Annotated in this window: 15 protein-coding genes; 8 read left to right on the top strand and 7 right to left on the bottom strand. The window is 64.0% G+C overall.

The annotated features are described in order from the left end of the window. Positions 1 to 34 precede the first annotated feature (34 nt). Positions 35 to 799, top strand: coding sequence for an alpha/beta fold hydrolase (locus TQ98_RS07535; protein ID WP_044871511.1), 765 nt, complete (start codon positions 35 to 37; stop codon positions 797 to 799). Here the strand turns inward: TQ98_RS07535 and TQ98_RS07530 are convergent. Beyond that, positions 796 to 1110, bottom strand: coding sequence for a putative quinol monooxygenase (locus tag TQ98_RS07530; RefSeq protein ID WP_103102904.1), 315 nt, complete (start codon positions 1108 to 1110; stop codon positions 796 to 798). The genes TQ98_RS07535 and TQ98_RS07530 overlap by 4 nt on opposite strands. A 159-nt stretch (positions 1111 to 1269) precedes the next feature. On the opposite strand from TQ98_RS07530, the gene TQ98_RS07525 reads away from it, so the two are divergent. Continuing rightward, complete coding sequence (locus TQ98_RS07525) at positions 1270 to 1860, top strand: NAD(P)H-dependent oxidoreductase (RefSeq protein ID WP_044871514.1); 591 nt, start codon at positions 1270 to 1272, stop codon at positions 1858 to 1860. A gap of 62 nt (positions 1861 to 1922) precedes the next feature. Here TQ98_RS07525 and TQ98_RS07520 read toward each other — a convergent pair whose 3' ends face one another. The 3 genes from TQ98_RS07520 to TQ98_RS07510 form a co-directional block, all read right to left on the bottom strand. After that, entirely contained in the window at positions 1923 to 2765 is an 843-nt protein-coding gene (locus tag TQ98_RS07520; protein ID WP_044871515.1) for an FHA domain-containing protein, read from the bottom strand. A 94-nt stretch (positions 2766 to 2859) separates the two neighbouring features. Then, positions 2860 to 4377: a serine/threonine-protein kinase gene (locus tag TQ98_RS07515; RefSeq protein WP_044871516.1), complete on the bottom strand. Its 1518-nt coding sequence runs from the start codon at positions 4375 to 4377 to the stop codon at positions 2860 to 2862. A 4-nt stretch (positions 4378 to 4381) separates the two neighbouring features. Continuing rightward, a complete protein-coding gene (locus TQ98_RS07510; protein WP_044871517.1) occupies positions 4382 to 5149 on the bottom strand; it encodes a protein phosphatase 2C domain-containing protein in 768 nt (255 codons plus the stop codon). A gap of 250 nt (positions 5150 to 5399) precedes the next feature. Between TQ98_RS07510 and TQ98_RS28250 the strand changes: the two genes are divergently transcribed. Continuing rightward, positions 5400 to 5531: a hypothetical protein gene (locus TQ98_RS28250; RefSeq protein ID WP_277949285.1), complete on the top strand. Its 132-nt coding sequence runs from the start codon at positions 5400 to 5402 to the stop codon at positions 5529 to 5531. Positions 5532 to 5591: 60 nt separating this feature from the next. Here TQ98_RS28250 and TQ98_RS07505 read toward each other — a convergent pair whose 3' ends face one another. Further along, positions 5592 to 6470: a universal stress protein gene (locus TQ98_RS07505; protein WP_044871518.1), complete on the bottom strand. Its 879-nt coding sequence runs from the start codon at positions 6468 to 6470 to the stop codon at positions 5592 to 5594. 342 nt (positions 6471 to 6812) lie between these two features. Beyond that, the gene (locus tag TQ98_RS07500) at positions 6813 to 7571 is read right to left on the bottom strand and encodes an SDR family oxidoreductase (RefSeq protein ID WP_044871519.1); all 759 of its coding nucleotides are present in this window, start codon (positions 7569 to 7571) and stop codon (positions 6813 to 6815) included. 126 nt (positions 7572 to 7697) lie between these two features. Between TQ98_RS07500 and TQ98_RS07495 the strand changes: the two genes are divergently transcribed. The 5 genes from TQ98_RS07495 (at position 7698) to TQ98_RS07475 (ending at position 11309) form a co-directional block, all read left to right on the top strand. Next, entirely contained in the window at positions 7698 to 8606 is a 909-nt protein-coding gene (locus TQ98_RS07495; protein ID WP_044871520.1) for a LysR family transcriptional regulator, read from the top strand. A 68-nt stretch (positions 8607 to 8674) separates the two neighbouring features. After that, positions 8675 to 9805: a PilT/PilU family type 4a pilus ATPase gene (locus tag TQ98_RS07490; protein ID WP_044871521.1), complete on the top strand. Its 1131-nt coding sequence runs from the start codon at positions 8675 to 8677 to the stop codon at positions 9803 to 9805. Between the two features lie 275 nt (positions 9806 to 10080). Then, the gene (locus TQ98_RS07485; protein WP_044871522.1) at positions 10081 to 10290 is read left to right on the top strand and encodes a cold-shock protein; all 210 of its coding nucleotides are present in this window, start codon (positions 10081 to 10083) and stop codon (positions 10288 to 10290) included. A gap of 95 nt (positions 10291 to 10385) precedes the next feature. Then, positions 10386 to 10565, top strand: a complete 180-nt coding sequence (locus tag TQ98_RS07480; protein WP_044871523.1) for a hypothetical protein — start codon at positions 10386 to 10388, stop codon at positions 10563 to 10565. A 189-nt stretch (positions 10566 to 10754) separates the two neighbouring features. Next, positions 10755 to 11309 (top strand): hypothetical protein, encoded by a 555-nt coding sequence (locus TQ98_RS07475; RefSeq protein WP_044871524.1) that lies wholly within the window; start codon positions 10755 to 10757, stop codon positions 11307 to 11309. Positions 11310 to 11354: 45 nt separating this feature from the next. Here the strand turns inward: TQ98_RS07475 and TQ98_RS07470 are convergent, their stop codons facing one another. After that, positions 11355 to 12287 carry a LysR substrate-binding domain-containing protein gene (locus TQ98_RS07470; RefSeq protein WP_044871525.1) on the bottom strand — a complete coding sequence of 311 codons (933 nt, stop codon included), beginning with the start codon at positions 12285 to 12287 and terminating at the stop codon, positions 11355 to 11357. Between the last annotated feature and the right edge of the window lie 118 nt (positions 12288 to 12405).

The raw sequence follows: 12405 nt of genomic DNA, 5'->3' as shown, positions 1-12405 counted from the left end.
TCATGCTCAGGACCTGCCACGGACCGCTGACACCATGGCGCGCAGCCTGATCACTGCCGTCCTGCTGGTTCTTGCGCTCTACCTGGGGCTGGGTCTGGCGCTCTTCATCTTCCAGCGGTCGCTGATCTACTTCCCCCAGCCCCGCGCCATCGGCGGCCCCGACCGGCTGTTGATGCTGCCGGTGACGGACCAGCAGGTCGCCGTCACCGTACGGCCCCTGGCCAGCCCCAAGGCGCTGATCTATTTCGGTGGCAATGCCGAGGACGTTTCCCGCAGCCTGCCGGATTTCGCCGAAGCCTTTCCCGACCACGCTCTCTACCTGCTGCATTACCGGGGCTTCGGCGACAGCAGTGGTAAGCCCTCGGAAGAGGCCATCCAGCAGGACGCCCTGGAGCTGTTCGACAAGGTCCATGCCCTGCACCGCGACATAGCCGTGGTGGGGCGCAGCCTGGGCAGCGGCGTCGCCATCCGCCTGGCAAGTCAGCGACCGGTGGCCCACCTGGTGCTGGTGACGCCTTACAACAGCGTGCTGGAACTGGCCCAGCATCAGTTCCCCATCTTCCCGGTGCGCTGGATGCTTCAGGACAAGTACGAATCCTGGCGCTACGCCCGGACCCTCCAGGTGCCAACGCTGGTGATCGCCGCCGAGCGCGACGAAGTGATCCCGCGCTGGAGCACCGAGAAGCTGATTCGCCAGTTCAAACCCGATGTGGTGAGAGTGGAGGTGATCCCCGGTGCGGGGCACAACGATATCGGCGAACGGCCGGAATACCTGCGGCTGATCCGGGATGGGCTTTAGCCGTTGGCCGAGGACGGGCTGAGCATCTCGATTTCGCGGATCTCGAAGTCCCGTCGCAGGAACGCCATGCGGTTCTCGTGGAAGCGGCGCATGTGCGGCAGTGCGCTGTGGACGTCCAGATGGGCGCGGCTCTGCCACACCTCATAGAAGATGAACAGTGTGGGGTCCTGGGCATCCCGCAGCATGTGGTACTCGATGCAGCCTTCCTCTGCCCGGCTGGGTTCGACGTAGGCGCGGAACAGCGCTTCGAATTCGTCGGCCTTTTCGGGGCGAGTGTGGGCATGGAGGATGAAGCCGTAGGGTTGAGTCATGACGATGGACCTGCTGGTGGCTGATTTTTATCAACCCTATCGCAAAACAACCTCGTCAATTCATGACATTCCAGCAACTATCATTTGCGCCCAGGCCGGTGTTTCCACCCGCGCGTGGCCGGTAGTCTGCCGCCACACAAACTTGCGGAGGCTCCTGCCATGAAAAAGGTTCTGTTGCTCAACGGCGGCAAGAAATTCGCCCACTCCGACGGCCGCTACAACGCCACCCTGCACGACGCCGCCCTGGCGTTCCTCGATCGCGCCGGCTTTGATGTGCGGGAAACCCAGATCGACGCCGGTTACGACGTTGCCGAAGAGGTGCAGAAAATCCTCTGGGCCGATGTGGTGATCTACCAGATGCCCGGCTGGTGGATGGGCGCTCCCTGGACGGTGAAGCGCTACCTGGACGAGGTGTTCACCGCCGGCCACGGCAGCCTCTACGCCAATGACGGCCGCACCCGTTCGGACGCTTCCCAGAAATACGGCAGCGGCGGCCTTATCCACGGCAAGCAGTACATGCTGTCGCTGACCTGGAACGCGCCGCAGCAGGCCTTCGACGACCCCACCGACTTCTTCGAGGCCAAGGGCGTGGACGCGGTGTACTTCCCCTTCCACAAGGCCAACCAATTCCTCGGCATGAGCGCCCTGCCCACCTTCCTCTGCGTGGACGTGATGAAGCAGCCGAATATCGAAGCGGACGTGAAGCGCTACGAAGAGCACCTGGCGAAGGTCTTCGCGGCTCAGGCGTAAACACGCGGTGGCGACCAAGTTGTAGGGTGGACATCGCTTTTCATGTCCACCCTACGGGGCTGCTAGAGAAAGGTCTTCCCTGCAAAAGCAGCAGCGACAGCCACCACTACCAGCAGCATCCCGATCAGCAACTTGCTCGGCGCCTGCCGGGTCGGTTCGGCGGGCGCGGCGCTTTTCTGTGCCGCCGCCCGCAGTGGATTGGCCACCGGCTGGCGGCCAGCGGGGCGCGGCGCGGTGGCCTTGGGCAGATTGACCACGGGCATGAACAGCGTGGCGTCTTCGTCTACCGACTGGGGAGCCACCACCTTGGGGCCGATCACCAGCAGGGTCACCGAACCCATGCGGATCTGGTCGCCCGGTTGCAGCACAGCGGTACTCACCTTCTGCTGGTTGACGTACATGCCATTGGCCGAGGCCAGGTCCTTGACCTCCAGGACGTCGTCCTTGAGGAAGAACTCGCAATGCCGGCGCGACAGTTCCTGGTCGCTGAAGCAGAGTTCGCACTTCACCGAGCGGCCGAAGGTCATGGAACCGGTGACGTGGTACTTCTGCCCTTCGTGCTCACCCTTGATCACCTGCAGGAACCAACGCGCCGCGGTCTCGGCCTTGGGGCGCGCCTTGGCCGGGTCCACCAGCAGGAGTTCGAGGTTGCCGATGCGCACCCGGTCGTCGGCGCGCAGCTGGAAACGTGCGCCGATGCGTTCGTCATTGACGAAGGTGCCACCCGGCGTGCCGCAGTCGCTCAGGTAGTACTGGCCGTGATCCTGGCGGATTTCTGCATGGAACAAGCTGATTTCCGGGTCCGTCAGGACCAGGCTGTTGCGGCTGTCCTGGCCGATGGTGAAGCGTTCGTCCACCAGCCAGATGGGCGCCTGACGGTTATCCGCGAATTGAATCCTGAGCATGTGAAGTCCTGGGAGGTAGAGCACACGGCAATGATAGCCATATGCCTTTACCTCCACCTTGCTGGAGTTGGCAGATTTTCAGCGGCCCAACCTGTCAGTTGAACAGGCGATTCCAGAACTTCTTGATCGGATTCTGCTCTTCCTGCCTCGGCTGCGACTTGGAACGGCTCGACGCCACCTTCGTCGCCTTGGCCTTGCGTACCCGTTGCTCGTGGTCGGCCTGGAGCTTGAGCAGGGTTTCATCTTCCGGCGCTACCTGCAGGCCAGCGTCGATGTACTCGAGCGCCATGGCGAATTCGCGACGGCCATAGGCGTCTTCGCTGAGGGCGACAAAACGCTGCGCCACCTTTTGCAACCCGGCCAGGGCCTGCTCATTGGTCGGCGCCCAACCCAGCACCTGCTGGTAGTAGAACACCGCGTTGTCCTGCTCCGGCTGCAGCAGGCGGTCCTCGGCCAGCCGCTGATTGGCCAGGGCCAGGGTGTTGGCAATACGTGCCGCCAGCAGCCGCTGCAAGCCGTCGCCCGCCTTGTCATTGTCCTTGTCCAGGCGCAGGACTTCATGGAAGTAGAAGTCGGCGTTGTCACCGGCGGGCTCCATCAGCTTGCCTTCCGCCAGGCGCTGTTCACCCAGTTCCAGCAGGTCGGCGATCTTCATCCTCAGCACCACGTAGTAGCCGCCCCCGCTGGAGACCACCAGCAGCATCAACCCGGCCAGGCCCCAGATCAGCCCACGGTAACGACTGCGAGCGGCCGACGGTTTCGCCGGCCGGTCCAGCTGGACCGCCGGCGCGATGCGGGTGAAGTCCAGGTCCAGCTCGCAGAGTTCGGTCAAACTTTCCAGCAGGACGCGGCAGTCGGAAAAGCGCTCATCCGGGTCCTTGGCCAGCATGCGGTCGATCAGGTGCTGGTAGTCGGCCAGCCCACGCCGCAGCAATGGCGGGTCCATCTGCACATGGTTGAGCACGGTTTCGGCGTAGTTGGCGCCGCGATACGGGTTTTCCCCGGTCAGCAGCTCCAGCAGGATCACGCCCAGGCTGTAGATATCGCTGCGCGCATCCAGCGCCTGGCACTGGGCCTGCTCCGGGCTGCTGTAAGCCGGGCTGCCCACGGCGACGTTGAACTGGGTCAGCTCGGTGTCCAGCTCCAGGTCCTTGGCGATGCCGAAATCGGTGAGCACCGCCGTGCCGTCGTCGCGGAACAGGATGTTGGCCGGTTTGATATCGCGGTGCACCAGGCCCTTGTCGTGGACCACGGCAAGGGCGCCGGCGATCTGCCGAACGATGCGCAGCGCCTCGAGGGGCTCCAGGGTCTGGCCCTTGTAGCGGCCGAGGTCGCCGCCGGGAAGAAACTCCATGGCCAGGTAGTAACGGCCATCGGGCAAGCGGTCGACGTCGTGGATGGTGACGATGGACGGGTGGTGCAGGGACGCGAGCATGCGCGCCTCCCTGACGAAGCGGCTGGCGAAGGCTTCGTCGTCCAGGCGGTCCAGCACCTTCACCGCCACCTTGCGGTTGAGGGACTCCTGGGTGGCCAGGTAGACCTCGGCCATCCCGCCCTTGCCCAGGCGGCCGTGCACGAGATAGCCGGGGATATCTAGCAGTTTGTCGTTCATGGATTCAGGATCTTCGGGATTTGAGTAACCGGCTCAGGAACGAATTCGACCTGCTTGCCGCCACGATGGTTTCCGGCGCGTTAAGGGCAAGGACGATGCAGGTGATGTTATCCCGACCACCGGCATCGCAAGCCATGTTCAGCAACTGCGCCACCAGGGCCTCCAGGGTCTCTGCGCTGGCGCACTGGTCGAGGATCTCGCCATCGTCCAGTTCGCCCGTCAGCCCGTCGCTGCACAGCAGCAGCAACTCGCCGGGCGCCAGTGTGCCGGTTACGCAGCCGACTTCAAGGTCCTGGTGCATCTGGCCGAGGCACTGGGTCACCACGTTGCGACGCGGGTGGCGGCGGGCCTGCGCCGGGCTGAGTTCACCGGCATCCACCAGCGCCTGCACCAGGCTGTGGTCATGGCTGAGACGGGTGATGCCATCGATGCCGACGCGATAGGCGCGGCTGTCGCCGGCCCAGGCAAGGTCGAACGCCGCGCCGTCGAATTTCACCGCCACCAGGGTGGTGCCCATGCCGGAACCCGCGGCCGCCGCCACCACAGCGCCGTGGGCGGACTGCACGGCGGACTCCAGCCTCTGGCCGGCGGCCACGGCGTCCCGCAGGGCGGCGACCGCCACGGCACTGGCCACTTCGCCACGCTGGTGGCCGCCCATGCCGTCGGCCACAGCCCAGAGCCCCAGGTCGGGGGCGCAGAGCAGCGCGTCTTCGTTGTGCGTGCGCACGCAGCCGGTGATGGACTGCGCGGCGTATCCCAGTGACTCGGGCATGTGGATCTCTACTGCCGTCCAGCATTGATCCGGGCATGATGCGGCGACTGCCGCGCGCTGTCACCGCCTGGCGCACGAAGTGTTAAGCAGTCGAGGATTTGCCACGTCATGCAGCCCGGCCCATCGCGACTATGCTTTTGTCATCAGCCTTGCAATCAACAGGCTCGTGTAGCCCAGGAGGTGGTAATGGCCATTGAGCGCTTCAAGGCAGGGATGCGCTGACCCATCCACTCTCTCGAAGGTGACCGCCATGAGCAAAGGTCTTGACTCAAAACGCGAGGCGAAGAAAAAGCCTCAGAAAACCCTCCTGGAAAAACGTATGGCCAAGCGCTCCAAGAAATCCGGAGCGGGCATTCTCGGCAGCCATGCGCCGAACCCATGAGGTCCAAGGTCCAACGAAAACGCCCTCCCCTCGGAGGGCGCTTTCTTTTACGCACGCCTCTCAGGCCGCGCGATGACCGCTCGGCGCGTCCTCTTGCAGTTCCAGTGCAACGGCGTTCGGCTTGATCACCAGCAAGTCACCGTCCAGGCGGTCGAGCACGGCTTCCGCCGTATTGCCCACCAGCGCCCCCATCATCCCCTGCCGGGCGACCGTTCCGAGCACGGTGAGCACCGCCTCGAACTCATGGGCGATCTGCGGGATCAGCTCCTTGGCCGGCCCTTCGCCGATGTGCAACCGGTGCTCGGGCAGCGCGTACTGCTCCATGAACCAGCGGCACTGCTCATGGCAATGGCTGGCGACGGCCTGGGCGATGGACTGGGTTGGGTCGGCCTGGGGCAGCAATGTCGGCGAATAGGCGCTGACCACATGCAAGTTGGCACCGTAGAGGGCGCACAGGAAATTGGCCTGCTCCATCACGTTGCCCTGCAGGGCAACGTGGGCGGCGTCCTGATGCTCGACGTCCATGCCGGCGAGGATGGTGCCGCCCTCCCAGGGCCGGCTGCTCCTGATCAGGAACAGCGGCGTGGGCACCTGCCGCAGCAATTGCCAGTCATCGGGGGTCATCAATATCTGAGTCAGGCGCCCGGTGGGGCGATGCTGCTTGATCACCAGGTCGCATTCCTGGGCACGGCAGGCTTCCAGCACAGCACTGCTCGCCCGGTCGAAGTCCACCCGCGCCACCTCGCCACGGGCATGCACGCCCGAATGCAGAAGACTGACCAGGTACTGATCCAGCAGCCCTGACGAACCATCCTTCGGGTCGCACAGCAACAGGTGCACAGTGGCATCGAGTTTTTCGGCAAGCTGTCGCCCGCGTTCAAGCGCAGGGGATTCGGGTTCGGGGGGAATGGCAACCAGGATTCTATTGATCGAGCGCATGGCAATCGTCCTCCTGTGTTGAAACGCGATTGCGGGCTGGCCTCTCCTTCTTCGTTATTGGTAACAAAAGGGCAGCAGGTCGTGCTCGCTGACGTAACTGAAGCGGCGCTCCTATTGAGCGCACACATCCCCGCATCCTCTGGATACCCGGGGGCCTTGTACAGCGATTAGCGGAATCGAGTTTTGAGTATGGCCGCCCAAGGTGGGCGGGCAAGGCAAGTCATCGTGCGGTAAAGCTCGATTGGTTCTGAGCAGGGGCTTGGGAAGGAATAAGCGGACGGGCCCGCCCGACAGGAACGCGCCCGGGCGGCGACGGATGAACGCCGTCGCCGCCCGGCGCCATCAGAGGAACATTCCGCCCGAGGCTTCCACGCGCTGGCCGTTGATCCAGCGGCCGGCATCGGAGAGCAGCATGGCCACGGCACCGCCGATGTCTTCCGGAAGTCCGACGCGACCCAGCGCGGTATTGCCGGCGATGAAGGCGTTGACCTCGGAGTTGTCGCGCACCACGCCGCCGCCGAAGTCGGTCTCGATGGCGCCGGGGGCCAGGACGTTCACTGAAATGCCCCGTGCGCCCAGTTCCTTGGCCTGGTAACGGGTCAGGACTTCGATGCCGCCCTTCATCGCCGCGTAGGCCGCGTAGCCCGGCAGGGCGAAACGGGCGAGGCCAGTGGAAATGTTGAGGATGCGACCGCCGTCGGCGATCAGCGGCAGCAGCTTCTGGGTCAGGAAGAAAGGCCCCTTGAGCTGGACGTTCACCAGTTGGTCGAACTGTTCCTCGGTGGTTTCGGCAAAGCTGGCGTGGATGCCGATGCCGGCGTTGTTCACCAGGAAATCGAAGTTGTCGCGCCCGAACTCGTTCTTCAGCAGGCGGGCCAGGCTCGCGGCGAAGGCGTCGAAGGTCGCGCTCTTGCTCACGTCCAGTTGGAGCATGGCGGCGTGGCCACCGAGGTCCATGATTTCGCGGCTGAGGGATTCGGCATCTTCCAGCTTGCTGTGGTAGGTGCCGATGATGTCGATGCCCTGGGCAGCCAGGTGCTGCGCCATGCTTTTGCCGAGGCCGCGGCTGGCGCCGGTGATGAGTGCGATCTTGCGGGTCATTGCTGTGCTCCTGGTTGCGGGCGGGGAAGTGGTGAGGAGCTTATTGTCCGGATCATTGCCGATAAATATGCTGATTTCGAAAGCACTGATCGGCCACAACGAACAATCCGGAGAGGCGCCACACGGATGAACAAGCTGGAGCTACTGAAAACATTCGTACGGGTCAGCGAGCTGTCAAGTTTCACCCAGGCCGCAGACAGCCTGGGTCTGCCCCGCTCCACGGTTTCCGACCAGGTGCAGGCGCTGGAGGAACTGCTGGGTACGCGCTTGCTGCAGCGCACCACGCGCAAGGTGCAGGCCACCCAGGACGGATTGCTGCTCTACGAGCGCAGCCGCGAGCTGCTGGCGCAGATGGATGAGCTGGAAAGCTTGTTCCGCCACGACGCCAGCGCACTGGCCGGACGCATCCGGGTGGACATGCCCACGGTGCTGGCCCGCAAGGTGGTGATGCCGCGCCTGGCGGAATTCACCCGCAGCCACCCCGGCCTGGAGCTGGAGGTGAGCAGCACCGACCGGCGGGTGGACCTGGTGCGCGAAGGCTTCGACCTGGTGCTGCGCATGGGGCCGGTGCTGGACGACTCACTGGTGGCACGCTCCCTGGGCGCTTTCCCCATGGTCAATTGCGCCAGCCGGGCCTATCTCGCCACCTTCGGCGTGCCGCACCGCCTGGAGGACCTGGCCGGACACCGCCTGGTGCATTACCTGCCGGTGCTGGGCGCGCGCCCGTCGGGCTTCGAGTACGTCGAGAATGGCAAGGTGCTGCAGCTGCCCATGACCGGCGGCCTGACGGTGAATAACGCCGAAGCCTACGAGGCGGCCTGCCTGGGTGGCCTGGGGCTGATCCAGGCCCCGCTGCACGGCGTGCGCGAGCACCTGGACAGCGGCGAACTGGTGGCTGTGCTGCCCGACTACCAGGCGCCCCCGCTGGAAGCCACCCTGCTCTATGCCCACCGGCGAATGCCACGGCGAGTCCAGGCCTTTACCGAGTGGCTCATGGGCGTCGTTGGCCAGTCCGCACAATCAGGCGCCGCATAGTGTTGATGAGCGTCATGCTGGCGAATTGAAGTCACCGCTAGGATTTCCGCCATGACCCAGGAGGCAAGATGAACGACTCGACCGCTGAACCCGCCGCCGATGTGTTTCCCATGCTGCGGCTGCTCCACGAACGGGGCGGCTCGGACCTCTTCCTGAGCGTGGGCGCGCCGCCGCACATGAAAGTGGAGGGCCACAGCACGCCGGTCGGGGATCGGCCGCTGAAATCCGGCGAAGTACAGCTCATGGCCTATCAGCTGATGACGCAGAAACAGATCGCCGAGTTCGAGCGCGATCTGGAGATGAATCTTGCCCTGAGTATCCAGCGCAGCGGCCGCTTCCGTGTGAACGTCTACTACCAGCGTGGCGAGGTGGCGATGGTGGTGCGCCTGATCAAGAGCGAAATTCCCGGCATGGAGGCCCTAGGCCTGCCGCTTCTGCTGGAGAAACTGGCGGTGCAGGATCGGGGGCTGATCCTGGTGATCGGGGCCGCCGGTTCGGGCAAATCGACGACTCTGGCGGCCATGCTGGATTACCGGAATCGCCATCGTGATGGCCATATCGTCTGCATTGAGGACCCCATCGAGTTCGTCCATTCGCACCAGCGCTCGATCATCGATCAGCGGGAAGTCGGCCTGGACACCCACAGTTTCTCCGACGCCTTGCGCAATGTGCTGCGGGAAGCACCGGACGTGATCATGCTCGGCGAAATCCGCGACCTTGAAACCATGCAGCACGCCCTGCATTACGCCGAGACGGGTCACCTGTGCCTGGCAACCTTGCATGGGACCAGCTGCAGCCATGCCATCGAACGAATCGCCCGTTTCTTCCCGGATGAAGCACGGCGCCAGGTGCTCGCGGACCTGTCGCAGAACCTGCTGGCGATGGTCGGCCAACGGCTGGTGCCAGGACTGAAGCAGAAGCGTGTGGCCGCCGTGGAGCTGATGCTGGGAACGCCTTACATCCGCGACCTGATCCTGCGGGACCAGTTGGACGACCTGAAGTCCGCCACCGAGCGTGCCCTGGAACAGGGGATGCAGACCTTCGACCAGCATCTGTTCGCCCTCTTCGAAGCAGGACGCATCTCGTTGACGGATGCCTTGAAATTCGCCGATTCGCGGACCGACCTCGGGCTGAAGATCAAGCTGGAGCATGGATTCAGCGCGGCCGACGCCGACCTGAAAGTGCTGCGTGACAGTTAGATCACCCCCCTTTCAGGCGAAGCAGGTGCAGCGGTCCCCGCCGTTGTGCTTGGACGCGTAGAGCGTCTGATCGGCCTTGATCAGACAGCCGGTGAATAAAAGGTTAGGCAATCCTCGAAAGCACAGGTATTGTGTCGAGCGCTGTGATGCACGTGTCACCGGGAAACGGTCTGTAAATTAGCGGTCCCCTCTTCATCGGTAGCCCACTTTCTGCACTCAGTGACAGGCTGGAAGGTTCCAGCCCAGCAATAACTCAGTTTCTAGGAGACATTCCAATGTCCGAGCGCCAAACCGGCACCGTTAAGTGGTTCAACGATGAAAAGGGCTACGGCTTCATTACCACCGATAACGGCCCGGATCTGTTTGTTCACTACCGTTCCATTCAAAGCGCCGGCTTCAAGAGCCTGAAAGAAGGCCAGAAGGTCTCTTTCATCGCCGTGCAGGGCCAGAAAGGCATGCAGGCCGACGAAGTGCAAGTGATCTGATCACGAGCCGAATAAGAGAACCGGCCTTCGGGCCGGTTTTTTTTTCAGCCGCTTGAATGAGCCCTTCGCGGGCCAGTCCGTACCGAGTAAGTGACATGCGCATCAAGAACTCCCACAGCAGCACCCCCAAGCCGCCGGCCGCCACCACCAGCAGTGAAGCCCTGGAAGCCCAGATTGCCGCCTTCCTGAAGCAGGGTGGCGAGATCCAGGAGATCGCCAAGGGCGTCAGCGCCCAGGTGGCCCCCAGCCGCCATATCCGTATCGGCAACAAGTAAGACCCGCTCGGCGCCCTGCGGGCGGTCGGGTGCAATACCCGCCGCCGGGCGCCACCGCCCTTCCCTGCCAATGGGCGGTTGCCGCTTGCACCGAAGCACACCCGACTAAACTTCCAACCAGGCCAATCGCGGCCGAAACCTGGGGGTATGGCCGGCGGGGGCACGGCGCAGCCAGCTGGGAGGTGTCCCATGCAGCGGCACTACTACATCAGCGACAACCTCAAAGACCTCGAAAGGGTCGAAAGCGAACTCGAAGCCAACGGCATCGATCACGAGCAGATCCACGTGCTCAGTGAATGCGACGCCGACGTCGAGCACTACCGATTGCACGACGTGTCTTCCGTAATGAAACGCGACATGGTCCATTCGGGCATGATCGGCTTCACCATCGGCCTCACCCTGGCGGCTCTGGTGATCCTGGTGGCCTGGTACGGCGGCTGGACCGCCTCCGCGGCTGGTTGGATTCCCTTCATCTTCCTCGCCATCGCCCTGTTCGGCTTCAGCGTCTGGGAAGGCAGCCTGTTCGGGATACAGACTCCCAATGCCGTGGTGAAGCGCTTCCAGGTCACCCTGGACGAAGGCAAGCATGTGTTCTTCGTCGACGTTAAACCGCCCCAGGAGCCCATCCTCGCCAGCGTCGTCGCCCACCACCCGATGCTCAGGATGGCCGGAACCGGCCAGGCCACCCCGGACTGGGCTGAAGGTTTGCAGCACCGCCTGCACCAATTCCGCAAGATGATGTAACCCCCCTCGCTGCGGCGGATGCAACGCCTGGCGTCATCCGCCGCTTCAGTTCCCCCCGCTGCCCTGCTCCCGCACCGTGTTGCGGGCTTCGGCCAGCAACCAGTCGATCAGCCGACGCACCTTCTCCGCCGGTGGTGTCCTGCGGCTCCAGGCCAGCCGATAGGCCCAGGGGGTGGAAAGGCGGCAGTGCTCGCCAAAGGGCAACACCAGGCGGCCATTGGCGATGTCATCGCAGGCCAGGGCGGTGGAACCGAGGGCGAAACCCTGGCCACTCACGGCCCCCTGGATGGCGTGGCCGATCAGGCCGAAACGCATCCCGCCCTTCACCGGCCCCGGCGCTCCCACATAACTGGCAAACCAGTCCTCCCAGCTCGGCAGTTGCAGGTTGGCGGTGTTCTTCCAGTGGGTGTGGATCAGCCGCGCGCCCAGCAAGTCGCGCGGCTCGCGCACCGGGCCGTAGTGCTCCAGATAGGCCGGGCTGCAGACCGGGAAGAATTCCTCGTGAAACAGCAGTTCGCTGGCCGGCATGGGCGCATCCGTTGTGGTGAAGCGGATAGCCAGGGTCGCTTCGCCGCGCTCCAGATCGACCAGTTGTTCGGTGGCTTCCAGGCTCAGGGTGATATCCGGGTTGGTCGCGGCAAACTGGTTGAGCCGGCGCATCAGCCAGTGGCTGGCGATGGACGGCGCGCAGGTGATGTGGATCGGCCCTTCGTCCTGGCCGCGCAGTTCGTCGGCGCCCCGCGTCAGCAGCTCGAAGGCCTGGGCCACCGTAGCCGCGAGACGGCGGCCGTTGTCGTTGAGGGTGACGGTATTGCGGGTGCGGTCGAACAGGCTCACGCCCAGCTCGCCCTCCAGCAGGCGGATCTGCCGGCTCACGGCGCCGGGCGTCACGGAGAGTTCCTGGGCGGCCTCGGTGAAGTTACGGCTGCGGGCGGCGACCTCGAAGGTCCGCAGGGCAATGAGGGAAGGGAGACGCATGGCCAATTCGCTTTGAGTTCAAGTCAAAGCATGATGACAAATCATCGTTTGAATGCAAGGCACCCAAGGACCGATCCTGCCTGCCATTGGCGGCCTCTGCCGCGCTCTCTGCCATGCG

The sequence above is a fragment of the Pseudomonas sp. LFM046 genome, assembly GCF_000949385.2.
In the GTDB taxonomy this organism is placed as follows: Bacteria; Pseudomonadota; Gammaproteobacteria; order Pseudomonadales; family Pseudomonadaceae; genus Metapseudomonas.
This window is presented reverse-complemented; position numbering and strand designations above follow the sequence as displayed.